This is a genomic window from Janibacter hoylei PVAS-1 (assembly GCF_000297495.1).
In the GTDB taxonomy this organism is placed as follows: Bacteria; Actinomycetota; Actinomycetes; order Actinomycetales; family Dermatophilaceae; genus Janibacter; species Janibacter hoylei.
Map to the genome: position 1 here is coordinate 1 of NZ_ALWX01000016.1, position 24,300 is coordinate 24,300.

At 72.0% G+C, this 24,300-nt stretch carries 20 protein-coding genes, 1 tRNA gene and 6 pseudogenes; 17 read left to right on the forward strand and 10 right to left on the reverse strand.

The window, feature by feature from the left end; genetic code table 11:
• A pseudogene (locus tag B277_RS18790) lies at positions 1–359 on the forward strand (hypothetical protein); the annotation flags it as partial.
• A gap of 4 nt (positions 360–363) precedes the next feature.
• Here B277_RS18790 and B277_RS04160 read toward each other — a convergent pair.
• The gene (locus B277_RS04160) at positions 364–1,653 is read right to left on the reverse strand and encodes an AI-2E family transporter (protein ID WP_007925507.1); all 1,290 of its coding nucleotides are present in this window, start codon (positions 1,651–1,653) and stop codon (positions 364–366) included.
• Between the two features lie 86 nt (positions 1,654–1,739).
• Between B277_RS04160 and B277_RS04165 the strand changes: the two genes are divergently transcribed.
• Positions 1,740–1,815, forward strand: a tRNA-Ala gene (locus B277_RS04165).
• Between the two features lie 164 nt (positions 1,816–1,979).
• Here the strand turns inward: B277_RS04165 and B277_RS04170 are convergent.
• Together B277_RS04170 and B277_RS20205 are read right to left on the reverse strand one after the other, a co-directional pair.
• Complete coding sequence (locus B277_RS04170) at positions 1,980–3,212, reverse strand: SNIPE associated domain-containing protein (protein WP_007925509.1); 1,233 nt, start codon at positions 3,210–3,212, stop codon at positions 1,980–1,982.
• Positions 3,213–3,458: 246 nt separating this feature from the next.
• Positions 3,459–3,545 (reverse strand): annotated as a pseudogene (locus B277_RS20205) (DUF2510 domain-containing protein); the annotation flags it as partial.
• Between the two features lie 134 nt (positions 3,546–3,679).
• On the opposite strand from B277_RS20205, the pseudogene B277_RS04175 reads away from it, so the two are divergent.
• A pseudogene (locus B277_RS04175) lies at positions 3,680–4,138 on the forward strand (DUF1990 family protein); the annotation flags it as partial.
• A gap of 311 nt (positions 4,139–4,449) precedes the next feature.
• On the opposite strand, the gene B277_RS04180 reads toward B277_RS04175, so the two are convergent.
• From B277_RS04180 to B277_RS04190, 3 genes are read right to left on the reverse strand one after another with little or no spacing between them, the layout of a single operon-like run.
• Positions 4,450–5,211: a DUF3152 domain-containing protein gene (locus tag B277_RS04180; protein WP_007925513.1), complete on the reverse strand. Its 762-nt coding sequence runs from the start codon at positions 5,209–5,211 to the stop codon at positions 4,450–4,452.
• Between the two features lie 6 nt (positions 5,212–5,217).
• Positions 5,218–6,738 carry a TM0106 family RecB-like putative nuclease gene (locus B277_RS04185; RefSeq protein ID WP_007925515.1) on the reverse strand — a complete coding sequence of 507 codons (1,521 nt, stop codon included), beginning with the start codon at positions 6,736–6,738 and terminating at the stop codon, positions 5,218–5,220.
• Positions 6,739–6,779: 41 nt separating this feature from the next.
• Complete coding sequence (locus B277_RS04190) at positions 6,780–8,150, reverse strand: dolichyl-phosphate-mannose--protein mannosyltransferase (RefSeq protein ID WP_007925517.1); 1,371 nt, start codon at positions 8,148–8,150, stop codon at positions 6,780–6,782.
• 225 nt (positions 8,151–8,375) lie between these two features.
• On the opposite strand from B277_RS04190, the gene rsmI reads away from it, so the two are divergent.
• The 8 genes and pseudogenes from rsmI (at position 8,376) to B277_RS04220 (ending at position 14,191) form a co-directional block, all read left to right on the forward strand.
• A complete protein-coding gene (gene rsmI, locus B277_RS04195; RefSeq protein ID WP_007925521.1) occupies positions 8,376–9,212 on the forward strand; it encodes a 16S rRNA (cytidine(1402)-2'-O)-methyltransferase in 837 nt (278 codons plus the stop codon).
• Between the two features lie 30 nt (positions 9,213–9,242).
• Positions 9,243–9,473, forward strand: a pseudogene (locus B277_RS19735) (hypothetical protein); the annotation flags it as partial.
• Positions 9,439–10,008, forward strand: coding sequence for a histidine phosphatase family protein (locus tag B277_RS04200; RefSeq protein WP_338009728.1), 570 nt, complete (start codon positions 9,439–9,441; stop codon positions 10,006–10,008). The pseudogene B277_RS19735 and the gene B277_RS04200, both read left to right, overlap by 35 nt.
• 149 nt (positions 10,009–10,157) lie before the next feature.
• Positions 10,158–10,334: pseudogene (locus B277_RS20210) on the forward strand (TlpA disulfide reductase family protein); the annotation flags it as partial.
• Between the two features lie 276 nt (positions 10,335–10,610).
• The gene (locus B277_RS20215) at positions 10,611–11,348 is read left to right on the forward strand and encodes a cytochrome c biogenesis CcdA family protein (RefSeq protein WP_007925529.1); all 738 of its coding nucleotides are present in this window, start codon (positions 10,611–10,613) and stop codon (positions 11,346–11,348) included.
• Positions 11,348–12,910, forward strand: coding sequence for a cytochrome c biogenesis protein ResB (gene resB / locus B277_RS04210; protein ID WP_007925531.1), 1,563 nt, complete (start codon positions 11,348–11,350; stop codon positions 12,908–12,910). The genes B277_RS20215 and resB overlap by 1 nt, the downstream gene beginning before the upstream one ends.
• 259 nt (positions 12,911–13,169) lie before the next feature.
• Positions 13,170–13,871, forward strand: a complete 702-nt coding sequence (gene ccsB / locus B277_RS04215; RefSeq protein ID WP_007925532.1) for a c-type cytochrome biogenesis protein CcsB — start codon at positions 13,170–13,172, stop codon at positions 13,869–13,871.
• Positions 13,872–13,885: 14 nt separating this feature from the next.
• On the forward strand, positions 13,886–14,191 hold the full coding sequence (locus tag B277_RS04220; protein WP_007925534.1) for a DUF4229 domain-containing protein: 306 nt from the start codon (positions 13,886–13,888) through the stop codon (positions 14,189–14,191).
• Positions 14,192–14,218: 27 nt separating this feature from the next.
• On the opposite strand, the gene B277_RS04225 is transcribed toward B277_RS04220, so the two are convergent.
• The 4 genes and pseudogenes from B277_RS04225 to B277_RS04240 form a co-directional block, all read right to left on the reverse strand.
• Positions 14,219–15,109 (reverse strand): 1,4-dihydroxy-2-naphthoate polyprenyltransferase, encoded by an 891-nt coding sequence (locus B277_RS04225; RefSeq protein WP_007925535.1) that lies wholly within the window; start codon positions 15,107–15,109, stop codon positions 14,219–14,221.
• 11 nt (positions 15,110–15,120) lie between these two features.
• The gene (menE, locus tag B277_RS04230; protein WP_007925537.1) at positions 15,121–16,281 is read right to left on the reverse strand and encodes an o-succinylbenzoate--CoA ligase; all 1,161 of its coding nucleotides are present in this window, start codon (positions 16,279–16,281) and stop codon (positions 15,121–15,123) included.
• Positions 16,281–17,238, reverse strand: a pseudogene (locus B277_RS04235) (1,4-dihydroxy-2-naphthoyl-CoA synthase). The gene menE and the pseudogene B277_RS04235 overlap by 1 nt, the downstream one beginning before the upstream one ends.
• Positions 17,239–17,280: 42 nt before the next feature.
• Complete coding sequence (locus tag B277_RS04240) at positions 17,281–18,702, reverse strand: GntP family permease (RefSeq protein ID WP_007925543.1); 1,422 nt, start codon at positions 18,700–18,702, stop codon at positions 17,281–17,283.
• A gap of 74 nt (positions 18,703–18,776) precedes the next feature.
• On the opposite strand from B277_RS04240, the gene B277_RS04245 reads away from it, so the two are divergent.
• The 6 genes from B277_RS04245 (at position 18,777) to B277_RS04270 (ending at position 24,287) form a co-directional block, all read left to right on the forward strand.
• Positions 18,777–20,039 carry an Nramp family divalent metal transporter gene (locus B277_RS04245; protein ID WP_007925544.1) on the forward strand — a complete coding sequence of 421 codons (1,263 nt, stop codon included), beginning with the start codon at positions 18,777–18,779 and terminating at the stop codon, positions 20,037–20,039.
• Between the two features lie 23 nt (positions 20,040–20,062).
• Entirely contained in the window at positions 20,063–21,052 is a 990-nt protein-coding gene (locus tag B277_RS04250) for a GTP pyrophosphokinase (protein ID WP_040880791.1), read from the forward strand.
• Between the two features lie 10 nt (positions 21,053–21,062).
• Positions 21,063–21,470, forward strand: coding sequence for a VOC family protein (locus B277_RS04255; protein WP_007925548.1), 408 nt, complete (start codon positions 21,063–21,065; stop codon positions 21,468–21,470).
• Positions 21,467–22,456 carry an o-succinylbenzoate synthase gene (locus B277_RS04260; protein ID WP_007925549.1) on the forward strand — a complete coding sequence of 330 codons (990 nt, stop codon included), beginning with the start codon at positions 21,467–21,469 and terminating at the stop codon, positions 22,454–22,456. The genes B277_RS04255 and B277_RS04260 overlap by 4 nt, the downstream gene beginning before the upstream one ends.
• 86 nt (positions 22,457–22,542) lie before the next feature.
• A complete protein-coding gene (locus B277_RS04265; protein ID WP_007925552.1) occupies positions 22,543–22,839 on the forward strand; it encodes a hypothetical protein in 297 nt (98 codons plus the stop codon).
• On the forward strand, positions 22,836–24,287 hold the full coding sequence (locus tag B277_RS04270) for a hypothetical protein (RefSeq protein WP_007925553.1): 1,452 nt from the start codon (positions 22,836–22,838) through the stop codon (positions 24,285–24,287). The genes B277_RS04265 and B277_RS04270 overlap by 4 nt, the downstream gene beginning before the upstream one ends.
• Positions 24,288–24,300: the final 13 nt, after the last annotated feature.

Genomic DNA, 24,300 nt, shown 5'->3' on the forward strand with positions numbered 1-24,300 from the left:
GCAGGAGCGTCGGACCGCCACCGCCACCGCTCCCACCCCGCGTCGGGCCGAGCCCGCCGCGCGCGAGGCGTCGCCCCGCCCCGCGCCGGCGTGCCGAGCGGATCTACGACGTCGCGGCTCCCGCGGTCGCTGCAGCGGCTGCCGCCGAGATGGACGAGGTCGAGGAGCCCATCGCCACCACCCCGGAGCCCGGCACCTGGGAGCCCACCCCGGTCCCGCGGCCCGTCTACACGATGAAGGCCGCCGCCCGACGGGAGCCCGCCCCGGCTCCGACCGCTGCGCCGGCCGCCGACGACGAGACCCCGCAGGTCATCGACGTCGAGGACGACGACCTGCCGGCCATCGCCGGCTGGGGCTGACCGACTAGACGTCGAAGGGGGACTCGCCCGGCTCGATGCTCGAGCGGGCGGTGTCCTGCGCGATGTCCTCCCGGATCTCGGAGCGCTCCTGCGGGTCGGCGAGGTCCGCGGGCTCATTGACGTCCTCGGGCACCGGGTCGAGCAGGTTGTGCCCCACCGCGTTGAGCACCGCGACGAGCGGCACGGCGACGAGGGCGCCGATGACACCACCGACGACGATGCCCGTCGCGATGCCGAGGATGACCGCGAGCGGGTGGACGCGCACGGCCCGGCCGAGGAGCAGCGGCTGCAGCAGGTGGGACTCCACCTGCTGCACGGCGATGACGATGCCGAGCATGATGAGCGCCGTGATCGGGCCCTTGGCGACGAAAGCGAGGGCGACCGCGACGAAGCCGGACATCAGGGCGCCGACGATCGGGATGAAGGCACCGATGAAGACGAGCAGGGCGATGCCTGAGGCGAAGGGGACGCCGAGGCCGAAGGCGCCCAGCCCGATGCCGAGGGCGTCGGTGCCCGCGACAAGGATCGTCGCGCGGGTGAAGGCCTTGAGCTGGTTCCACGCGATCGCCCCGGAGGAGAGGACCTTGGCACGGGCACCGCGGGGAAAGAGGCGTACGACCCACGCCCAGATGCCCGCGCCGTCGTAAAGGAAGAAGAAGAGCGAGAACATCGCCAGGAAGAAGCCGGTGAGCAGCTGCCCGACCGTCAGCCCCGCTTGGGCGGCGCGTGAGGAGAGGGCGTCACCCTCGGTGAGCTGGCTCCACGTCTCGGAGACCCATGTCGTGATCTGGCCCTCGGTCAGGCCGAAGGTGTTGACCGCCCAGCGGCGCGACTCGTCGACGCCCTGGCTCACCTGGCTGACGATGTCGTCGAGCTGGGAGGCGAACTGGTTGCCGACGAAGCTGAAGAGACCGACGAGCACCGCGAGCGTGCCGAGCACCGTCACCCCGGCGGCCAGGCCGCGCGGCAGGACGGCGCGCAGGCGCTGGAAGGCCGGCTCGAGCAGCGCCGCGAGCAGCAGGGCGATGATGACGGGGAAGACGACCTCGGAGAGCTTCGAGATGAGCCACAGCAGGGCGATGATGCCGACGCCGATGACGAGGGAGCGCCACACCCACTCCGAGGCGGCCCTGAAGGCCGGCGGCACCGCCCCGCTGCCGCCCGCACCGGGAGGGGTCGTCTGGATGACGATCTGTCGCTCCTGCGGAGGTGGTGCCGGCAGCTGGGGCAGCTGCGGCAGCCGGCGGGGGAGACGGGGCAACCGGACCCCCTTCGGGCGGCGCTTGTCGCTCATGCACGTCCTTCGGGTCGGGTCTGTCGACTGTAACCGCACGGATTGTGGCGACGCGTCATCACGGTGTTATGGTTACCGACGTTCTCGGGGCTGTGGCGCAGTTGGTAGCGCGTCTCGTTCGCAATGAGAAGGTCAGGGGTTCGAATCCCCTCAGCTCCACCACCGAAGGCCCCCGGCACCACGCCGGGGGCCTTCGTCGTTCTTGGGGTGCATCACGACTGTGCCCGGCCATCGGCGGGGGAGTTGGTACCCCGGCGGTACCTCCACTCGGCATTGAGCCGCTCGAGGCCCGCCCGATCGGCCCCCGTGCCCTAACTCTGTGGCTGTCAGTCGGCGCTGGCCGGGTATCCGTCAGGCCAGCTCATGCGGTAGTCGTCGGCCGCAGCGTGTGTGTTGAATTCGATGACGGACACGTTGTGCTCGGTGAGGGCGTCAAGGACCGACTGTGGATGGACTCGGAAGAACTCCCGTCGGTGGTTGACCTTGTTCAGTCGCTGACGGGCGAATTCGCGGTGAAGCATCGCCTCGATCGTGACCGCGTCGTCGCTGAAGAACAATGCATGCACATCGAAGTTGAACGGCACGGACGCATCGCCTAGCTCGCGGATGCGTTCCTCGGGTTGGAGGCGCCGAGTCATGCCGATCTTGACGACGCCTTCACCAAAGGCGCCGATGTTGGAGATGACGTAGACATACCCGGCTCGGATGTTGGCCGCACGGTAGTCCGCCGCGGCGATCTCCGCGTCAATGCGGTCGAGTTCTGCTTGAAGCGACTCCGCGCTGGTGGTGTCGCCGGAGTCCCGCAGGCGCTGGATGGAGTTGAGGTAGTGGCCGCGCTCCTTTGCCAGGCGGTCCTTCTCACGCTGGATTTCGGCCTCAAGGGCGCGCTGCTCTCGGAGTTCTGCACGACGCTCGCGCTCTTGCTGCCGGTCGGCAGCCTTTGCCTGCTCATGACGGGCCGCAAGCTCAAGCTCCCGGAGGCGGAGTCGGTGGTATTGGTCGGTGACTGCGAGGTCGATCATCTGCCCCTGTTTGGCGATCTGCTCTCGGGCTGTGGACAGGCGCTTCTGCGCCGAGGTGAGGTTGCCGGCCTTCACCGTCTTGACGGCGTTCTCTGCCTCGGCGTTGTAGGCACGCAGCATGATGCGACTCATCTGGTTGACGAAGGTTTTTCCCTTGGCGAGAGAGTTGTTGAAGGTGAAGTTCGGCGCGGCGGTGATCGCAGAACCGATCTTGTTCGTCTGTCGGATGTCAGAGCGCAGAGCCTCGAGCTCGGTGGCCAGTGCGGCTGAGGCCTCCGCCGGATGCTCGAAGTCGAAGAGGCCGACCTCCTCCAGGATTAGACGATCGCGGTTGACGATGACCTGCCGTTCGAGGTCGTTGACCTGCCGCTGCAGTTGGGCCACCTGCTGTCTTACAGCTTCCTCGGTCTGTCTCTGCGCTTCGATGCGCTGCTCCCGCGCGGCAACGTCGAGCGCACCCAACTCCGCCAGCAGTCGCTCACACTGCTCCAGGGAGCCCAAGAGCCGCTGGTTCTCGACCTGAAGCTCGTGTGCCACACGCTTGGCGTTGAAGGTCGTGATCTTTTCGTTGGGAGTCCACCCGGTTCCACCTTGCGTTGGCCCACTGGGAACGCGTGGTGTCTGAGCCTCTACGGGTGGGGGTGTGGTCGCGCCTTCTGAAGAAGACGCGACCGCGGTAGACGACTCGGCGGGAAACCCTGCCTCGGTGGGCGGCATGTGAGCTGTGGGTTCAGGGGCCGAAGGCAGAGGGTCAATGGACATCTCGCCGCCTGTGCTGACGTGCTCCGTCCAGCGGCTGCCGTCCCAATACCGATGCTGAAACTTCCGCATGGGGTCCGGATACCAGCCCGCTTGTGAACCGTTCGCCATTGCTCTCGCCTCCCGCAGGTCACGCTACCGAGCGAGGGGGACAACGTCGGTCGTAGAGCCGGGCTCGGTCGTGTCCCCGTGCCAGCATGGCGAGCATGGACCAGCGCGCCCTCACCTAAGCCGCTGTCGGGTGCACGCGCACGGGCGTGGCGCCGGGCGGGTTCGCGGAGCTGCGCCGCAGCCGTCGGGTCGGATCGGGGCTGGCGGACTTCGAGCGGGCCGCCGATGCCCTGCTGACGTGGCAGATGCACCGTCGAGCCACGGCATCGCACGAGCGGGTCGAGACCGGAGCGGTCGCCGAGCTGCGCCTGGGCGTGGGGCGGCTGGGCCTGCGGGCGCCGGTGCGGGTCGTGGACGTGGTCGACGAGCCCACCCGTCGCGGCTTCGCCTACGGCACCCTCCCCGGGCACCCTGAGGGCGGCGAGGAGTCGTTCGTCGTGGAGCTGGGCGAAACGGGCGACGTCACCCTCACCATCACCGCCGTCTCCCGTCCGTCGTCCCGTCTGGCCCGCCTCGCGGGACAGGTGGGGCGGCGCGTCCAGTCGCGGATCACCGACCGCTACCTGTCGGCGCTCGCCGACGACGAGGGGTGACGGGCTCCCCTTCGCCAGTAGCGTCGGTCCATGGCACCCACGCCCCGCCTCGTCACCTACTCGATAAACATCTCGCTCGACGGCTACTTCGTCGGGCCCGACGGCGCTTCGACTGGTCGGAGCCGGACGAAGAGGTCTTCGCGGCCCATACCGACGAGCTGCGGGGGGGTCGGCGTGCGCCACCGGCCGAAGGGAGCCCGCCGCCACCGACGAGGTGGGCGCCGACCGACAGGCCGCCGGGCCGCGCAGGCCCAGGCTGCGGCACGGGCGCAGCGCACCACACCCCTGCCCGGTACGACCATGGCTGACAACTACTCGGCCGGCGGGCCGGTGATCGGGCGGCCCCCGGGCGTGCGTGGCCACGCATTGGGGATGCACCCGCCGAGCACGAGGGTCTGCTGGACCATGACGGGCGCGGGTCGGCCCCGGCCCGGGCAGCGCTCGTGGCCGCGGCCGAGCGCGTGGCCCACCTCGTGGTTGATGAGGTAGGCGCGGTAGGTGTGCAGGTTGGGCACGTGGGGGACCCCGATGTACCAGCGGTCGAGGTTGAGCCAGATGACCGAGCCGGCCCGGCAGGAGGTGTAGCCGTCGGTGTCGGCACCGGCGGCGCCGCAGGCGCGGTCGACCGTGCGCGGGGTGGCCAGGCGGATCGTCACGTCGGGCTCGTGGCGCACGATCCGCTGGAAGCGCCAGTGGCCGCCGCGCGTCCAGCCCCGCTCGTGGCGCAGGGTCCGGTCGATCGTGGCGGCGAACTCGCTCGTCGTCACGCCCGAGCCGCGCTCGACCTCGACGCGGTAGGTGACGAGCTGGCCGGTGCTGCGACCGCGCACCGGGGTGCCGGTCGGGCTGCGGGAGAAGTCTCCGGTGGAGCGGTAGTCGGGCAGCGTCGGACGCGCCGAGGTCGTCGGCGAGGGCGCCGCCGTCGTGGTGGCGGTCGTCGTGCTGGTGCTCACCGGGCTCACCTGCGTCGTCGGCTCACCGTCGCCATGGGCCGCCCTGACCCCCACGACGACGACGCAGACGGTGAGGGCGGCGAGTGCCGCGGCGGCGACCCGGCGACGGCGGAGGGACATGACGGGTCAGCCCGCGTGGGCGAGCAGCCAGTCGCGCAGCCGCAGCGTCGAGAGGCAGTCGTACTCGTTGTACTGCCGCAGGTCCTCGAGGCGCTCGGCGGCCGTGGTCGCGTCGCCGGCCGCGACCGCCTCGCGGTATCGCTGGTACTCGATGATCGAGTCACCGCCGGCGGTCACGCCGGAGTCGTCGCGCAGCTCGTCGCCCATGTAGAGCGGCTCGAGCCGCTTGATGGAGTAGGAACGCGAGCCGATGCGCACGGCCGACTTGACCGCGGCGTAGAGGTCGACGAAGACGTCGCCGTCGAGGATCTCGGCGACCTCCGCCTCGCGGACGGCGTGCCGGGCGGCGAGCCGGGCGAGGGCAGCCCGCTCGTAGCCGGAGTAGTGGTAGACGTGCAGGTCGGGCCAGCGCTCGAGCCGGGCGCGCAGCCAGTCGACGAAGCCGATGAGCGCTGCCCGCTCCTGCTCGCGGTCGTGGGCCCAGAAGGGGACGAAGTCGCCGCTCGCGGTCAGCGAGCCGAAGAGGTACTCCAGGCCCTGGTCGGTCGCTGAGTCGCCGCGCCACACCGGGTCGCCCTCGAAGTCGAAGAAGACGTCACCCTCGCTGGGGGCGGGCAGGTCGGCGAGGCGCTCGGGGGCGAAGACCTCGTAGGGCAGGGGTGCCTCGGGCGTCGGCTCGACGATCTGCAGGCGGGCCTGGCTGCGCAGGGTCGCCAGCTGCTCGGGGTCGATGCCCTCGACCGGCTCGGTGCGCCCGGCGAGGGCAGTCACCGTCGTCACGCCGGCGTCGAGCAGCCGGGCGCGGGTCGTCGCGCGGACCCCCGCGGTCAGACCGACGTCCTCGCGGACGGCGAGCTCGGCCCGGCAGGCGTCGCAAAACAGGCAGGCCCGCCACCGCGGGTCGCCCCACACGACCGGCCCCGTTTCGGCGGCGTGCGTGTCGAGCACCTCGAGGAGGCGGGTGTGGACCGTGGCGAGCTCGTCGGCGAGGTCCTCGCGCGGGATGTCGACCTCGCTGCCGTCACCGAGGATGAGGCGGACGAAGGGAGCGACCCCCACCCCCGCGTCGGCGAGGGCCCGGGCGTAGGCGGCCACCTGCAGCTGGGCGTGCTGGTGGGCTCGGCGGGCGAGCTTGGTCTCGGCGACGACCCACAGGTCGTCGGGCCCGCGCAGCAGGTGGTCGGCACGACCGACGAAGCGCTCCCCGCGCACGGCGGCCTGGTGGACGAGACGCGTCGCGGGGTCGCGCAGGACGGTGAGCACCTCGTCGGGGCCGAGGCGGCGGGCGTCGACGACCCCGGCGCCGACCTGCGCGCTCAGGGCGGCGGTGACCTCCTGCTCGTACTCGCGGCCGAGGTCGCCGAAGCGCTCACGGACCGGGTCGACGGTGGCGACGACCGGCTCGCGTCGCCCGAGACGCACGTCGAGGTCGACGAGCAGGCCGTACTCGCACTCTCGTCCGTGGCGCAGGTCGCCCGCGGTGATGACCGCGGCCTGCGGTGCGCCGTCGACGAGGGGGAGGTCCATGCCCCCGAGGGTACGAGGGGTGACTGACACGCGTGCCTCCGCTACACCCAGCTGGGGAACCACATGCGCCAGCGCCAGTGGTCGTAGGGGATGACCTGCGCGGTCCAGATCGGCCAGTAGAAGGCGAAGTTGGCCAGGACGAGGAGCAAGTAGGCCCCGACGACGAGCTGGCCGATGCGGCGGCGGCGCGCGTCGGCGCCCGGTGGGCCGAGGGCCAGGCCGAGCACGAAGACGACCGCGAGGACCACCCAGGGCTCGAAGGCGATCGTGTAGAAGGTGAAGATCGTGCGGTGCTGGAGGAAGAACCACGGCAGCCACCCGCCGACGAAGCCGGCGAGGACCGCCCCGGCGCGCCAATCGCGCTTGAAGGCCCAGTGGTAGACGAGGAAGAAGAGGGCCGCCGTCGCAAGCCACCAGATCGAGACGGATCCGAGCGAGGTGATCGCCTTGGAGCACTTCTCGACGTCGCAGCCGGTCATGCCCTGGGTCGGCGACTCGTAGAAGAAGGACGTCGGGCGGGACTGGACCATCCACGACCACGGGTTGGAGTCGTAGGTGTGCGGCTTGGTCAGGCCGTCGTGGAAGTCGAGGACCACGACGTGGTACTCCCACAGCGACCGCAGCGCCGGCGGCAGCCACTGCACGCCCTGCTCGGGGTTGTCCACCGCCCAGGTGCGGTTGTAGCCGATGTCGGTGCGGAACCACTGGACCCACGACGCGAGGTAGGTGGCGAGGACGACGGCCGTCATCGACAGGCCGGCCCACACCCCGTCCTTGCCGATGCCGGCGATGATCCAGTGGCGGGCGCCCGCCGCCCTGCGTGCCCCGATGTCCCAGAAGACGATCATCAGGCCGAAGGCGGCGAAGAAGTACAGGCCGGACCACTTCGTGCCGCAGGCCAGCCCGAGGCAGATGGCGGCGACGAGGCGCCACGGGCGCCACAGCAGCCACGGGCCGGTGGCGAAGCTCGCGGGGAGACGGGCGGCCTTGGCCGCCAGTCGCTCCCGCCCCCGGTCGCGGTCGATGAGGAGCGCGCCGAAGGCGGCCAGCGCGAAGAACATGAGGATGATGTCGAGCAGGCCGGTGCGGGAGTGGACGAAGTGGTGCCCCTCGAAGGCCATGAGGAAGGAGGCGATGGCCCCGAGCCAGCTCGAGCGGAAGAGGCGGCGGGCGATCCGGCCGACCATGAGGATCGAGATCGTCCCGAGCAGCGCCACGGAGAAGCGCCACCCGAAGCTCGACGTCGAGCCGAAGACCCACTCGCCGAAGGCGATGACCCACTTGCCGACCGGCGGGTGGACGACCATGTCGCCCTCGGTCGTGTTGAAGACGGCCGTCGTGCCGTGGGTGAAGAGCGGGTCGACCTGCTCGCCGTCGCCGTTCCACTGCATCTCGACGCCGTGGTCGAGCATCGAGACGCCCTGCTTGACGTAGTACGTCTCGTCGAAGACCAGCTGGTGGGGGGCGGTCGAGGGCCCAGAAGCGGAGGAGGCCGCCGATGGCGGCGAAGAGGAGCGGGCCGGCCCAGCCCCACAGCGTCTCGGTGGGCCGGAAGCCGAGCAGGCGTTCGCGCAGCTGCTGCCCCCGGTCCATGGGCGTCATCGTAGGCGAGCGAGCAGGGCTGGGATGATGGAGCCATGCCACTCGTCCTCGCCGCCACACCCATCGGAGACCCGCGCGACGCCAGCCCCCGCCTGCGCGAGGAGCTCGCCGGGGCCGATGTCGTGGCCGCCGAGGACACCCGGCGGCTGCGCGCCCTCGCCGCGAAGCTCGACGTCACCCTGCCCGAGCGAGTCGTCAGCTACCACGAGCACAACGAGGCGGCCCGCACCGCAGACCTCCTCGAGTCCGTGACGAAGGGGGAGCGGGTCGTCCTCGTCACCGACGCCGGCATGCCGTCGGTGTCGGACCCGGGCTACCGCTTCGTCCGCGCGTGCATCGACGTCGACGAGCAGGTGACGTGCGTGCCCGGACCGAGTGCCGTGCTCATGGCGCTGGCCGTGTCGGGGCTGCCCGTCGACCGCTTCACCTTCGAGGGGTTCCTGCCGCGCAAGGGCGGTGAGCGCCGTCGCCTCCTCGAGGAGGTCGCGCAGGAGCGGCGCACGATGGTCTTCTTCGAGGCGCCCCACCGCATCGCCGCCTCCCTCGAGGCGATGGCCGAGGTGCTCGGCGCCGACCGCCCGGCGGCGGTCTGCCGCGAGCTGACCAAGACGTGGGAGGAGGTGCGGCGCGGCGGGCTCACCGAGCTCGCCGGATGGGCCGCCGAGGGGGTCAAGGGTGAGATCACCATCGTCGTCGGCGGGGCCGAGCGCACGAGCATCTCCATCGAGGACGCGGTCGCCGAGGTGCTCTCCCGCCAGGACCGCGGGGCCCGGCTCAAGGACGTCTGCGCGGCCGTCGCGACCTCCACCGGCCACTCCAAGAAGGCGCTCTACGACGCCGTCGTCGACCACCGCAGGTCCCTCTCAGACTGAGGTGGGACAATCCCGGCCATGACCGAGCCGATGCCTGAGTCCGGCACCGACCTGCCCGTCGACACCGAGACCGCGGAGACCTCTGCCCAAGCGGCCGACGCCGCCGGCGAAGCCGCCGCCGGAGCCCGCGAGGCACACGCCGAGCACGGCGCCCGCCCCGGCACCGAGCGCACCGTCGTGCACCTGCTGCGCCACGGCGAGGTCGACAACCCGCACAAGGTCCTCTATGGCCGCCTGCCCGACTACCACCTGTCGGCGCTGGGCCGCGAGATGGCCGAGGCCGTCGCCGAGCACCTCGCCGACGCCGACCTCGGTCTCGTCGTGCACAGCCCCCCTCGAGCGCACCGCCGAGACCGCGGCCCCGACGCTCGAGCGCCACGGACTCACCGCGATCGTGGACCCGCGGGTCATCGAGGCGGGCAACAAGTTCGAAGGGCGGCGCTTCCGCAAGCGGCTGCTCCTCGACCCGCGCCGCTGGTGGTGGCTGCGTGACCCCACGAAGCCGACCTGGGGCGAGCCCTACCGCGTCATCGGCAAGCGGATGATGGCCGCCATCGAGGACGCCCGTGACCACGCCCGCGGCCGTGAGGTGCTCATCGTCAGCCACCAGCTGCCGATCTGGACCATCCGCAGCGTCCTCGAGCAGCGCAACCTCTGGCACGACCCGCGCCGGCGCCAGTGCAACCTGGCCTCCCTCACCTCGGTGACCTTCACCGGCGACGAGGTCACCGACGTCACCTACAGCGAACCGGCGGCGCACCTCTACGCCCACGCCGCCACGACCCCCGGAGCCTGACCCCCCCTTCGATGAGACACCACCGACTGACCCGCACCCTCGTCGCCGCGGTGAGCGCCCTCGCGCTCGCCGGCGGGGTCGCCGCCTGCGGTGAGTCCGCCTCCGAGAAGGCGGCCAAGGAGGTCGGCTCGCGCAACGGCGACGGGTCGATGACCCTCTTCGCCCCCGACGAGCGGGGCGAGCCGGTGCAGCTCGCCGGCGACACGATCGACGGCGCGACCTGGGACAGCGCCGACCAGCGCGGCAAGGTCGTCGTCGTCAACCTCTGGGCCAGCTGGTGCGGCCCGTGCGCCAAGGAGGCCCCCCACCTCGTCGAGGCCTTCGACGAGACGAAGGGGGGAGGACGTCGAGTTCGTCGGGATCAACTACCGCGAGTCCTCCAAGGAGACCGGTCGCGCCCAGGGCGAGGAGTGGGGCTTCACCTGGCCCTCCGTCTACGACAAGTCGGGCAAGACCGCCATCGACATGCAAGGCAAGATGACGACCCAGCCGTCGACCGCGATCCTCGACCGCGACGGGCGGATCGCCGCCGTCGTCCTCGGCCCGGTGACCACCCAGACCCTCGTCGGCGCCGTCGAGGACACCCTGGCCGAGAGCGACTGATGCTCAGCGACCAGATCGCCGACGGTGCCCTGCCGCTGGCCGTGCTCGTCGCCGCGCTCGCGGGTCTCGTCTCCTTCGCGACGCCGTGCGTGCTGCCGCTCGTGCCCGGCTACCTCGGCTACGTCACCGGGCTGTCCGACGTCGCGCTCGAGCGGCGCAGCCGTGGCCGGATGGTGCTCGGCACGCTGCTCTTCATCCTCGGCTTCACCGCCGTCTTCATCCTGCTGTCGATGTTCGTCGCCGGCATCGGCCAGGCCCTCGGCGAGCACCGCGAGCTGCTCATGCGCATCGGCGGTGTGCTCGTCATCCTCATGGCCTTCGTCTTCCTCGGCGCCGGGTCGCAGCGCACCTGGCGCCTGCCCGTGCGGCCCGCCGCCGGCCTCGCCGGGGCGCCGGTCCTCGGCGCGGTCTTCGGCCTGGGCTGGGCCCCGTGCATGGGCCCGACCCTCGCGGCCGTGCTCACCCTCAACCTCGCCGGCGACGCGTCGACGACCCGAGCCGTCGTGCTCGCCGTCGCCTACTGCCTGGGGCTGGGCCTGCCCTTCGTCCTCATCGCGGCGGCCTACGAGCGGTGGGCTCCGGTCTCGGCCTGGCTGCGCCGACGCCAGCGGGCCATCCAGGTCACCGGCGCCGTCCTGCTCATCATCGTCGGCCTGCTGCTGCTCACCGGCGCGTGGGACGCGCTCACCCAGTGGCTGCAGACCCGCCTGCTCAGCGACATGGAGGTCTTCATCTGATGGCCCGCGAGACCCGGCCCGAGGTGACCCAGCCACGCCTGGGCGTCGTCGGCTACCTGCGATGGGCCTGGCGGCAGCTGACCAGCATGCGCACGGCGCTCTTCCTCCTCCTGCTGCTGGCCGTCGGTGCCGTGCCGGGGTCGGTCTTCCCCCAGCGCAGCATCGACCCCGCCCGCACCGCCGACTGGATCGCCCGCCACGAGACGACCGGCCCCTGGCTCGACAAGCTCGGCGCCTTCGAGGTCTACAGCTCGCCGTGGTTCTCCGCGATCTACCTGCTGCTCTTCATCTCGCTCATCGGCTGCATCGTCCCCCGCACCGGCGTCCACTGGCGGGCGCTGCGCAGCAAGCCGCCGCGCGCCCCCAAGCGTCTGGCGCGCCTGGAGGCCCACGCCTCCGGCGAGCTCGCGGGCGACCTGGCGTCGGCCCGTGAGGCGGCGACCCGGGTGCTGCGCCGGCGGCGCTTCCGCGTCGCGAGCCACGACGACGTCTCCGTCTCCGCGGAGAAGGGCTACGCCAAGGAGACGGGCAACCTCGTCTTCCACACCGCGCTCGTCACCCTGATCATCGGCGTCGCCGTCGGCCACCTGTGGGGCTGGAAGGCCGACGTCGTCGTCCCCTCGGGCGACTCCTTCGTCAACACGGTGACCCGCTACGACACCTTCGCCCCCGGCCCGCTCGTCGACGAGTCCTCGCTGTCTCCCTTCGCCATCGAGGTCGAGGAGATGACCGCCGACTTCAACGACCGAGAGCCGACGGCGCAGACCTTCGGCCAGCCGCGCGACTTCGAGGCCCACGTCAAGGTCACCGAGGCCGACGGCAATGCCTTCACCGACAGCGTCAAGGTCAACCACCCTCTGGAGATGCAGGACGCGACCGTCTTCCTCCTCGGCAACGGCTACGCGCCCGTCGTGACCGTCAAGGACGACGACGGCAAGGTCCTCTACCAGGGGGCCACCCCCTTCCTCGCGCAGGACGGCAACTACCGCTCGACCGGCGCGATCAAGGTCGGGGCGGCCTCGCCCGAGCAGTTCGGCTTCGTCGGCCTCTTCCTGCCGACCGCCTACATCGACCCCGACCAGGGACCGATCTCGGTCTTCCCCGACACCAAGAGCCCCGCGCTCGCGATGAGCATGTACACCGGCGAGCTCTTCCCCGACGGGCGCCCGCAGTCGGTCTTCACGCTCGACACCGCGTCGATGACCAAGGTCGAGACGGCCGACGGCTCCGACCAGATGCGGCTGTGGCTCACCCCCGGCGAAGGGGCGAAGCTGCCCGGCGACCGCGGCACCATCACCTTCGACGGGGTCGAGCGCTTCGCCGGATTTTCGGTCCGGCACGACCCGGGCAAGGGGCTGACCCTGTGGTCGGCGCTCTTCGCCCTCGCCGGGCTCATCGCGACGCTGACGATCAAGCGCCGCCGAGTCTTCGTGCGACTCGTCCAGGAGGGCGACGTCGTGAGGGTCGACGTCGGCGGCATGAGCAAGGACGACGACGAGGGCCTCCTCGAGGTCGTCGAGGAGATCCGCGACGAGCTCGTGGGACAATCGAGGACATCATGACGAACGAGATGCTGGCCCAGTACGCCAACTACGCGCTGGCCTCGGCCGCGCTGGTCATCACCATGGCCATGCTCTGCTACGCCTTCTACCTCTCGCAGGCCGTGCCCGTGCGCGACCAGGCCGAGGTCGAGGCCAAGGTGCCCGCGACCGTCGGCGGCGGCGAGGGTGACGCCACGGCCGAAGGGGGGCGCCGCCCCCCGCCGCCGAGCCCGCCGAGACCTCCGCGCGGGCCCGCAAGGCCGCCGGCATCGCCGGCTCGATGTCCTGGCTCGGTGCCTTCTTCCTGCTCGTCTCCTTCGCCTGCCGCGGCTTCGCCGTCGAGCGCTTCCCGCTGGGCAACCTCTTCGAGTTCAGCGTTGCGGGAGCCTTCTTCGCCATGGCGACCTTCGCCGTCGCGGGGCTGCGCCGCGACCTGCGCTGGCTCGGCGTCTTCGTCACCGCCTTCGTCGTCTTGCTGCTCATGGTCGCCTCGACCGCCTGGTACGTCGAGGCCGACGAGGTCGTGCCCTCGCTGAAGTCCTACTGGCTGCCGATCCACGTGACCGTCGCGACCCTGTCGGTCGGCATCTTCGTCGTCGGGGCCATCATCAGCGCGCTCTACCTCATGAGCGACCGGGGGGTCGGGAGCGAGCGCTTCTGGCGCAAGCTGCCGCCGGCCGCGACGCTCGAAAAGCTGTCGTACTCCCTGCACATCATCGGCTTCCCGCTGTGGACCTTCACGCTCATCGCGGGCGCGATCTGGGCCCGCGAGGCCTGGGGGGCCTACTGGAACTGGGACCCCAAGGAGGTGTGGACCTTCGTCATCTGGACGGTCTACGCCGCCTACCTGCACGCCCGCGCGACGAAGAACACCTCGCGCCGCACCGCGAACTGGATCGCCGTCGCCGGCTTCGTGTGCATCGTCATCAACTACACGGTCGTGAACTTCTACTTCATCGGCCAGCACAGCTACGCGCAGTGAGGTTCTGAGTACCCGTGGTCCGTTACACCCTGCTCCGCATGCTGATCTTCTTCGGCTGCCTCTCGCTGCTGTGGCTCGTCGGCCTGCGCGAGCCCAACGAGCTGCCCTGGCTCGTCGTCATCGCGGCCCTGCTGTCGATGGTCGTCTCGGCGATCGTGCTGCGGCCCTTCCGCGCGGAGATGATCGAGCAGATCCAGGCGCGCCAGGAGGCCAAGGCGCGAGCCCGCTCGGAGCGCCCCGACTCCGACGAGGCCGTCGAGGACGCTGCGCGCGAGCGGGAGTCGGCGCCCGAGGGCGAGGAGCCCGAGACCTTCCGCTGAGGTGTGAGCGCTCGACTCGCCGGGGTCTCAGCGCGCGAGCGGCGCGAAGAGCCAGACCGCCCACATGAGCTCGGCGAAGCCGGTGAGGGCCAGCGCCGGGATGAGCTCCTTGCCCGTCGCTCCGCCGCGCACGGCCTGGATGCCGGGCCACGCGATGACCAGCCCGATGAGGCCGATCGGGGCCCACGGTCGCCAGATCGCCATGAGCAGGGTGCACACGACGGTGACGGCGAAGAGCCCGAGGTAGAGCTGCCGGGTGCGCGCGTCGCCGAGGCGCACGGCGAGCGTCGTCTTGCCGGTCACCGAGTCGGTGGGGATGTCGCGCAGGTTGTTGGCGACGAGGATCGCGCTGGCGAGCGAGCCGACCGCGATCGCGCCGAGCACACCGACCGCGGTGATGCCACCGATCTGGGTGAACTGCGTGCCGAGCGTGGCGACCAGCCCGAAGAAGACGAAGACGTAGACCTCGCCGAGGCCCCGGTAGCCGTAGGGGTTGTCGCCGCCGGTGTAGCGCCACGCGGCGAGGATCGCCAGCGCGCCGATCGGCAGGAGGATCCACGCCTGGCTCAGCGCGACGAGCGCGAAGCCGGCGAAGGCGCCGAGCCCGAAGAAGGAGAAGGCCGCGATCTTGACGTTGTCAGGGTTGGCCAGGCGCTGCCCGACGAGCCGCACCGGGCCGACGCGCTCCTCGTCGGTCCCGCGGATGCCGTCGCTGTAGTCGTTGGCGTAGTTGACGCCGATCTGCAGGCAGCACGAGACGATGAGCGCCAGCAGTGCGAGGCCGAGGTTGGCCCCCTTCGTCCCCTCCTCGAGATCACGGTTGGCCGCTGCCGCAGCGGTACCGACGATGACGGGGGCGAGTGCTGCGGGGAGGGTTCGCGGACGGGCGCCGGCGACCCACTGCTTGATGGTGGCCACGAGAGGCGATCTTACGAGGCGCTCAGCCCCCGACCAGACGCGCCACGGCGGCCCGGTCCGGCTTGCCCGGCCCGCGCATCGGCAGCTCGGGCACGACGACGACGCGGCGGGGGAAGCGCGGCGGCCTCGAGGTGGGGCCGCAGCATCTCGCGGATCTCGGCGACCCCGGCGTCCGGGACCGGCCCGGGCGGCGGTCCGCCCGGCGAGGTGACCGCCGCCAGCGCGACGGCCTGGCCCCACTCGAGGTCGGGGACGCCGACGACGACCGCCTCGGTCACGGCGGGCACGTGGGCGAGGACGGCCTCCTCGACGACGCGCGGCGCGACCTTGAGGCCGCCGGTGTTGATGAGGTCGTCGGCGCGGCCGGTGACGCTCACCCGGCCCCGGCCGTCGACGGAGCCGAGGTCGCCGGTGCGAAACCAGCGCTGGCCCCCTTCGTCACGGAAGGCTCCGGTCTCGACCCCGAGGTAGCCGTGGGCGACGACCGGGCCGCCGATCTCGAGGGCGCTGGCGGCGTCGGTGCGCACGGCGACCCCCTGGAGCGGCTGCCCGTTGTAGACGCAACCGCCGGCGGTCTCGGACATGCCATAGGTGGTCACCACGCGCACGCCCTCAGACCGGGCGCGGTCGAGCAGCGCCGCCGGGGTAGCGGCCCCACCGACGAGGACGGCGTCGAAGCGCCGCAGCGCCTCGAGTCCGAGCGGGTCGTCGACGAGCCGGGCGAGCAGGGTCGGCACGAGCGAGGTGTAGCGCCGCTGCGCGTGCATGCCCGCCGCCGCCTCCACCAGCGCGAAGGGGGTGACCGCCGACGGGTCGAGCGCCACCGGGGTGGTGCCGGCGGCGATGCTGCGCAGCAGCACCTGCAGCCCGGCGATGTGGTGCGGCGGCAGCGCGAGCAGCCACTGGCCGTGCCCGCCGAGCCGCTGGGCGGTGGCCTCCGCGCTCGCGATGAGGTTGGCGGCGGTGAGCAGCGAGAGCTTGGGCGTGCCGGTCGAGCCGGAGGTCGCGATGGCGACGGCCAGGTCGCCGGGCAGCTCGCCCTCGGGCAGGCTCGGGTGCTCGCCGGGGGCGTGCGGGTGGATCGGCGCGGTGCCGGTCAGCGCCTGCTCGAGCGAAGGGAGCGACTCGAGCGCGGCCGGGCCGGGCGGCAAGGGGAGTGGGGTGATGGGCATCAGAAGTACCAAGGGAAGGGCGACCAGTCCGGGTCACGCTTCTCGAGGAACTGGTCGCGCCCCTCGACCGCCTCGTCGGTCATGTAGGCCAGGCGGGTCGCCTCGCCGGCGAAGACCTGCTGGCCCATGAGCCCGTCGTCGGTGAGGTTGAAGGCGAACTTGAGCATCCGGATCGCGGTGGGCGACTTCGCCATGATCTCGCGGGCCATCCGCAGCCCCTCGACCTCGAGCTCCGCGTGGTCGACGACCGCATTGACCGCGCCCATCTCGTACATCTCCTGGCCCGTGTAGGCGCGGCCGAGGAAGAAGATCTCGCGAGCGCGCTTCTGCCCCACCATCTTCGCGAGGTAGGCGCTGCCGTAGCCGCCGTCGAAGGAGCCGACGTCGGCGTCGGTCTGCTTGAAGCGCGCGTGCTGGCTGGCGAGGGTCATGTCGCAGACGACGTGCAGCGAGTGCCCGCCGCCGGCGGCCCACCCGCCGACCAGCGCGATGACGACCTTGGGCATGGTGCGGATGAGGCGCTGGACCTCGAGGATGTGGAGGCGCCCCCCTTCGGCCTTGACCCGACGCTCGTTGATGCCGGCCGCGGAGTCGTCGCCACCGGGGTCGGCGGCGTACTGGTAGCCGGAGCGGCCGCGGATGCGCTGGTCGCCGCCGGTGCAGAAGGCCCAGCCCTCGGTCGTCGCACTGCTGCCCTCGCGTGGGGTCGGGCCGTTGCCGGTCAGCAGGACGACGCCGACATCGGGGGGTGCGGCGGGCGTGGTCGAGGGTGCGGTAGAGCTCGTCGACGGTGTGCGGCCGGAAGGCGTTGAGGATCTCCGGCCGGTCGAAGGCGATCCGCACGCAGCCGACGTCCTTGGCGCGGTGGTAGGTGAGGTCGGTGAGGTCCTCGAAGCCGGGGACCACCTCCCAGGCCTGCGGGTCGAAGGTCTCGCTGACGTTGTCCAGTGCGCTCACGGGGGCGAGCCTAACGACCGCAGGTCGAAGGGGGGCGCCCCGTCAGGCGACGAGGCTGACGAGCAGGACCATCGGCAGCGAGACCACGGCGCCCAGCGAGGTGGCCAGGGTGAGCGTCTTGAGCGCGCCCTTGGTCGACAGCCCGAGCAGGCTCTTGAACATCCAGAAGAAGTTGCTGTTGACGTGCAGGGCAAACATCGCACCGGAGGCGATGGCGAGCGCGACGACGACCGGCGAGACACCGGTCGAGGCGACGACCGGGCCGATGATGCCGGAGGCGGTGATCGCGCCGACCGACACCGAGCCGATGGCGAAGTGCAGCAGCGCCGCGATGAACCACGCGAGCAGCACCGTGACGAGGACCGGCGCGCCGGCGTCGGCGGAGAAGAGGCCCTCGAGGGTCGTGTCGAGACCGGTCTCGGTGATGACGGCGCCGAGCGAACCGCCGATGCCGGTGATGAGCAGGATCTCGCCGGTCGTGCGGAAGCCGCCCGAGAGGGCCTGCTCGGTGCCGTCCGAGCCGAGCGTCGAGCGGCCGATGACGAAGGCGATGAGCAGGCCGACGAAGAGCGCGATGTTGGCGTCACCGACGAAGGCGATGGCCCCGTTGCTCGCGTCGAAGAGGTCCATGAAGGCGCCGAAGGCGATGAGCACGAGCGGGACGAGGATCGGGGTGAGGCGCAGCAGCAGCGGCAGGCGCAGGGCCCGCTCGGGCACGGCGTCAGGGTCGTCGAGGTCGGCGTCGGCGGAGCTGCCGGTGCTCTCGTGCCCGATCTCCCCGCGGGCGAGGTAGGCGGCGTGGCCCGGGTTGTCGGGGTGCTCCTCCTCGTTGGGGTCGACGTCGGTGCGCTCGTCCCAGAAGCGGGTCTGCAGCAGCAGGCGGAAGAGGAAGGTCGTGAGCAGCGCGGTGGCGACACCGATCGGGGCGCCGAAGATCAGGTACTCGCCGAGCGGCAGCTTCAGCTGGCCGGAGATGGCGACGGCGGCCAGGCCGGGGACGACGAAGACGTAGCCGGCGAAGATGCCGATGCCGATCGCGCCGGCGAGCCACGGCAGGCCCTTGCGCCGGTCGACGACGGGCGCCGCCTGGCGGGCCATCGGGGAGGCGAGGACGACCTGCACGTCGACGTAGATCGAGGGGAAGACCGCCGAGAGCGCCGCGGCCATCGCGTAGGGCAGCTTGCGCCCGACCCGGCGGGCGATGACCTCGACGAGGGCGCGGAAGGTCCCCGTCGCCTGCAGCAGCGAGCCGATGAGCACGCCGAAGCCGATGAGCAGACCGACCTCGCCCATGATCTCGCCGAAGCCGGTCGTGATGGCCGCGACGGTGTCGGCGGCCCCGACGCCGGCGGAGAGGCCGAGGAAGACCGACGAGATGATCAGCGAGATCACCGGGTCGACCTTGAACCGGAGGATGAGCACGATCGCCAGGGCGATCGCGACGAGCGTCAGTGCGATGTCCACGCGAGAGACCCTACGTGGCTGTGACTACACTCACACGTCGGCATCGACCCAGCAGTCCACGGCAGGAGCAGCACGTGTCCACCCCAGCACGCGAACCCCAGGTCAGCACCGGCAGGTGGTCGCTCGTCGGCCCCGGCATCGTCGTGGCCGCGACGGGTGTCGGCGCGATCGACCTCGTCGCAACCCTCATCGCCGGCAGCAAGTACGAGTACGGCCTCATGTGGTGCGTCGTCGTCGGCTGCATCATGAAGATCGTCCTCGTCGAGGGCGCCGGCCGGTACAGCCTGGCGAGCGGACGCACGATCTTCGAAGGGTGGTCCAGCCTCGGTCGATGGACGCACGTGTACTTCGTGCCGTACATCGTCATCTGGGGCTTCGTCTACGGCGCGGCGGCGATGGCCGGCACGGGGCTGCCGCTCCACTCCCTCTTCCCGGTCCTCGGGGTGACGTGGTGGGGGATCATCGCCGGTCTGACCGGCGCCGCCCTCGTCTGGCTCGGCCGCTACGGCGTCTTCGAGAAGGTCTGCGCGGCACTCGTCGGCCTGATGTTCGTCACGATGTGCGGCGCCGCGATCATGACGCTGCCCAACCTGCTCGACGTGTTCGCCGGCATCAAGCCGTGGATCCCCGACGGGGGTCTGGTCAACGTGCTGGCGCTCGCCGGCGGTGTCGGCGGCACGATCACCCTGGCCGCCTACGGCTACTGGCTGCGCGAGAAGGGCTGGGACACCCCCGGACACGTGCGGGTCATGCGCATCGACAACACGGTCGCCTACGTCATCACCGGCATCTTCGTGCTCGCCACCCTCGTCGTCGGTGCCGAGCTGCTCTACTCGGCGCAGATCGCCGTCGAGGACGGGGACAAGGGGCTGCTCGACCTGTCGACGGTCCTCGCAGACCGGTACGGCAACTGGGCCGGCAAGGTCTTCCTCGTCGGCTTCTTCGCGGCGGCGATGTCCTCGCTGCTCGGGGTGTGGAACGGCGTCTCGCTCATGTTTGCCGACCTCGTCGGTCACCTGCGCGGCCTGGCCGAGGACGACCCGGCGCGACGCGCCGGAGGCACCTGGTACCGCGCCTACATCCTGTGGCTGACGATCCCACCGATGGCGATGCTCTTCCTCGGCAAGCCGATCTGGCTGATCCTCGCCTACGGCGTCCTCGGCGCGCTCTTCATGCCCTTCCTGTCGGTCACCCTGCTCTGGCTGCTCAACACCGACCGGGTGCCGGTGCAGTGGCGCAACCGCTGGCCGGCCAACGTCGCCCTCGTCCTGTGCGCGGCGGCCTTCGCCGCCCTGGCCGTCAACGAGCTCACCAAGGCGATCAGCAAGGTCATGTGACCCGCGTCGGGCAGGCTGTCCCCATGGCGACCACACAGTCGACCCGGGTGCGCCGGGCAGTCCAGCGGTACGCGGCGAGCATCGACGAGCTGCGGGGGGTCACCGACGCCTACGTGGCGCTGGTGACCCGGCTGCTCGACGACGCGGGCATCAACTACCTGACCGTGAGCGGGCGAACCAAGACGGTCGAGTCCTTCGCGGGCAAGGCCGCGCGGCGGCTGCCGGGTGGGCGCCTGGCGCACCCCAAGCCGCTCACCGACATCACCGACCAGATCGGGGTCCGGGTCGTCACCTACGTCCTCGCCGACGTCGACGCCGTGGCGCAGCTGCTCTCCTCCCAGCTCGCGGTGCTCGAGGACCGCGACATGGGTCAGGAGACGGCGGCGGCCGGCCGCTTCGGATACTCCAGCCGTCACCTGCTCGTGGGGCTGGGCGAGGACCGGGAGGAGCCGGGCATCCCGCGCGAGCGCCCCGCGTCGGTGCAGATCCGCACGGTGCTCCAGCACGCGTGGGCGGAGTTCGAGCACGACGTGCGCTACAAGGGGTCGGTCTCCGCGGAGCACGCGCCCGACTTCGACCGCCGCTTCACGCTCGCCGCCGGGTTGCTCGAGCTCGCCGACCAGCAGTTCTCCTCGATCCGCGACCGGCACCGTGACGAGCTGACCTCGCCGACCGAGGACGACGACGACCCGCGGATCGGGGCGACCGACCTCGCCGCCTTCCTCGCCGGGCAGTTCGTCGACGCCGGGTGGTCGCGCACCGACCACTACGCGTGGATCAGCGGGCTGCTCCTCGAGCTCGGCATCAGCTCGCTCTCCGAGCTGCGTGAGGTGCTGCGCGAGGTCGACGTGCCCGCGATCGACGCGCACATGGGCTACCGCTACCCGCCCGGCGCCGTGCGCCGTCTCGACGACGCACTCCTGTCCGTCTACGGCGAGCGGTACATCGAGCTGCACGGCAATGCCCACCGACTCGCGCTCCTGCGGGCCCGGCTCGCCCGGCTGTCGGACTAACGTCGGGGGCATGGCCCTGCACCTCTACTCCCTGACCGTCGACGCCCGCGACCACCGGGCCCTCGCCCGCTGGTGGGCCGACGTACTCGGGTGGCGGATCGGCTACGAGGACGAGCACGAGTGCGAGGTGCTGCCACCGGAGGCGAGCGAGGACCCGGTCGACGACACGGCCACGTGGCTGGCGCGGCGCTCGATGCTCTCCTTCGTCCCGGTACCCGAGGGCAAGACGGTCAAGAACCGTCTCCACATCGACCTCGCACCGCACGTCGGTCAGGACCGCGATGCCGAGATCGAGGCACTGCTGGCGAAGGGAGCCACCCGCGCCGCCGTCGGCCAGGACGACGACGAGGTCACATGGACCGTCCTCGCCGACCCCGAGGGCAACGAGTTCTGCGTGCTCTCGAGCCGAGACCGATGAGCCCCGCGGTCGCCGTCGACGAGCTGCTCGACGGGCTGCACGTCGTCACCCTGCCCCTGCGCACCCGATTTCGTGGCGTCACCGAGCGCGAGGTCGCGCTCGTGCGGGGGCCGCGCGGCTGGGGGGAGTTCGCCCCCTTCGTCGAGTACGCACCGCAGGAGGCCGCGCGCTGGCTCGACGCGGCCGTCGAGGCGGCCTGGCAGGGCTGGCCGGAGCCGCGGCGGGCCAGGGTGCCGGTCAACGCGACCGTGCCCGCCGTGCCCGCAGCCGACGTCGCCGAGGTCGTCGCCCGCTACGACGGGTGCACGACGGCGAAGATCAAGGTCGCCGAGCGGGGCCAGGGCGAGCAGGACGACCTCGACCGCGTCGCAGCGGTCCGCGAGGCCATGGGGCCCGACGCCCGACTGCGGGTGGACGCCAACGGCGGCTGGTCCCTGACCGAGGCCGTCGACGTGCTGACCCGACTGGCCCCCTTCGGCCTGGAGTACGCGGAGCAGCCCTGCGCCGACGTGCACGACCTCGCCCGGCTGCGGGTCGAGCTCGCCCGGCGCGGGGTCGACGTGCCGGTGGCGGCCGACGAGTCGATCCGCAAGGCGGAGGACCCGCTCGAGGTCGCTCGCCTCGAGGCGGCGGACGTCGTCGTCGTCAAGGTCGCCCCGCTCGGAGGAGTCGCCCACGCGCTCGAGGTCGTCGCCGACTGCGGGCTGCCGGCCGTCGTCTCCTCAGCCATCGACTCGAGCGTCGGTCTGCGGGCCGGGGTCGCGCTCGCGGCGGCCCTGCCCGACCTCGGGCACGCGTGCGGTCTCGGGACGGGCGCACTCCTGGCCGCCGACGTCAGCCGGGAGCCTCTGCTGCCGGCGGAGGGGGCGCTGCCCGTCCGGGAGGTCGTCGTCGACCCGGACCTGCTCGCCCGGCACGCGGCGCCGCCCGCACGGGTGGACTGGTGGCGGGAGCGGGTGCGGGCTGCGAGCGCGGCGCGCACCTGATCCACAGCCGGCGCCCGGCGCGTCCGCCCGTGCACAGTCCGCAGGCGAGTCCGGCGGAGGTGGCCGAGCCGCGGTGAGGTGGACCCATGGACACGGGGACACTGCTCCCGGGGGAGCTGACGACGACCGCCGACCGCCTCGAGCGCTGTGCCGCACGGCTCGAGGTGACGGCGCTGCAGGTGCGGGTCGCGACCGCCACGACCTGGCGGGGCGAGGCCGCGACGCTGCACCGTGAGCGGGTCGCCGAGCACGCCGACGACATCGCGGCCCTCGCCGAGCGGGTGCGTCGGGCTGCGCAGCGCGTGCGCACGCTGCAGCACGTCGCGGAGCAGAGGCTCGACCTCGTCGGTGCCGTCGACCTGACCGCGGGGGTCGGCCGGTGAGCGCCATCGAGGTGTCGGGCGGAGCGGCCGGCCTGTCCGTCGGGCTCGACGAGCTCGAGGAGTCGGCTCGTCGCCTGCGCAGCCTGGCGCTCGACCTCGGCGAGGTCGCGGCGTCGATCGGCCTCGCCGCCACGGACCCCCGGCTCGCGCTGGCCGGGCTGCTCGCCCCGGTGGAGTACCTCGCCGCCGAGGGTGCGCTGCTCGGCTGCATCGGGCCGCATGGCGCCGCCGGTGCCGCTGCTGACGTCACGGCGACCGCGCTCGCGACGACGACGGCGGTCCGGACCTACCGCGGTGCCGAGGAGGCGGTGGAGTCGCTCGCCGACGGCATCGCGACGCAGGCGGGTGCCTGGGTGGGGCGCACGATCGCCCCCGTGGCACTCGGCGTCGGGCTGGCCGTCGCTCCGGTCGTCCCGCTCGTGCTCGCGGTCCCCGGCGCGCGCGACGCCGTGGTGGGCGTCGGTCTGGGGCTCGGCGAGGGGATCGACCAGATCGTGCTCGACCACCCGTGGATCGTCCCGGCCGCCGCCGACGGCCTCGACGGGCTCCTGCTCGGACTCGGGCAGGGACTGCCGGTGCTCGGGCTGTGGCTCGCCTGGCGCAGCGGACGAGCCGGGGCCGTCTACCCGCCGCGCACCCAGACGGAGGCGCTCGGCGTCGTGCTCGCCGCGACGCGCGGGGTGGTCCTCGACGAGTCCGGGCGGCACGCGACCGTGCGCGCCCGCGAGCCGCAGGTCGGGGTGCGCCCGCGCGGGATCGCCGATCTCGTCGCGGGGGACGGGCCGACGTCGGGTCGGTCTCGGGTGCGCGTCACGGGGATCCCGCAGCCCGACGGCGGGTGGGCGTGGGTCGTCGACGTGCCCGGCACCCAGACCTTCGACCCGAGGTCGGGCGACAACCCGTGGGACATGACGAGCAACGTGCTCCTCGTCGCCGGGCGGCAGACCGCGACGATGACGGCCGTGGTGAGCGCGCTCGAGGACTCCCGCCGCCGGGTCGGCGACACCGGGCCGCCGCGCGTCATGCTGACCGGTCACAGCCAGGGCGGACTCGTCGCCGCGGCGCTCGCCGCGGACCCGCGCCTGCGCGATCGCCTCGGCGTTACCCACGTCGTCACCTCGGGGGCACCGATCGCCTCGCTCGACGTGCCACCGGAGGTCTCGGTCCTCAGCATCGAGCACACCGAGGACCCCGTGCCCGCGCTCGAGGGGGCGGACAACCCCGACCGGGCGAGCTGGGTGACGGTCGAGCGCTCCCTCGCCGACGAGCTCGGCGAGGACGGGCGGGCGACGCAGGCCCACGACAACGGTCGCTACGCCGAGGCCGCGCAACTCGTCGACGCCAGCGACGACCCGTCGATCACCGCCTGGCGCGCCGACGCGGTGCCCTACCTCGGCGACGGTCCCGGGGCGACGGTGACGACCGACTACGACGTCGCGCGCCGGTGAGATCCGTGCGGTG

Coding starts and splice junctions, on each gene's coding strand:
- B277_RS04160 (WP_007925507.1), bottom strand. CDS start 1,653: ATGAGCGACAAGCGCCGCCCGAAGGGGGTCCGGTTGCCCCGTCTCCCC.
- B277_RS04180 (WP_007925513.1), bottom strand. CDS start 5,211: ATGTCCCTCCGCCGTCGCCGGGTCGCCGCCGCGGCACTCGCCGCCCTC.
- B277_RS04185 (WP_007925515.1), bottom strand. CDS start 6,738: ATGGACCTCCCCCTCGTCGACGGCGCACCGCAGGCCGCGGTCATCACC.
- B277_RS04190 (WP_007925517.1), bottom strand. CDS start 8,150: ATGCTCGACCACGGCGTCGAGATGCAGTGGAACGGCGACGGCGAGCAG.
- rsmI (WP_007925521.1), top strand. CDS start 8,376: ATGCCACTCGTCCTCGCCGCCACACCCATCGGAGACCCGCGCGACGCC.
- B277_RS04200 (WP_338009728.1), top strand. CDS start 9,439: ATGGCCGCCTGCCCGACTACCACCTGTCGGCGCTGGGCCGCGAGATGG.
- B277_RS20215 (WP_007925529.1), top strand. CDS start 10,611: ATGCTCAGCGACCAGATCGCCGACGGTGCCCTGCCGCTGGCCGTGCTC.
- resB (WP_007925531.1), top strand. CDS start 11,348: ATGGCCCGCGAGACCCGGCCCGAGGTGACCCAGCCACGCCTGGGCGTC.
- ccsB (WP_007925532.1), top strand. CDS start 13,170: ATGTCCTGGCTCGGTGCCTTCTTCCTGCTCGTCTCCTTCGCCTGCCGC.
- menE (WP_007925537.1), bottom strand. CDS start 16,281: ATGCCCATCACCCCACTCCCCTTGCCGCCCGGCCCGGCCGCGCTCGAG.
- B277_RS04250 (WP_040880791.1), top strand. CDS start 20,063: ATGGCGACCACACAGTCGACCCGGGTGCGCCGGGCAGTCCAGCGGTAC.
- B277_RS04255 (WP_007925548.1), top strand. CDS start 21,063: ATGGCCCTGCACCTCTACTCCCTGACCGTCGACGCCCGCGACCACCGG.
- B277_RS04260 (WP_007925549.1), top strand. CDS start 21,467: ATGAGCCCCGCGGTCGCCGTCGACGAGCTGCTCGACGGGCTGCACGTC.
- B277_RS04265 (WP_007925552.1), top strand. CDS start 22,543: ATGGACACGGGGACACTGCTCCCGGGGGAGCTGACGACGACCGCCGAC.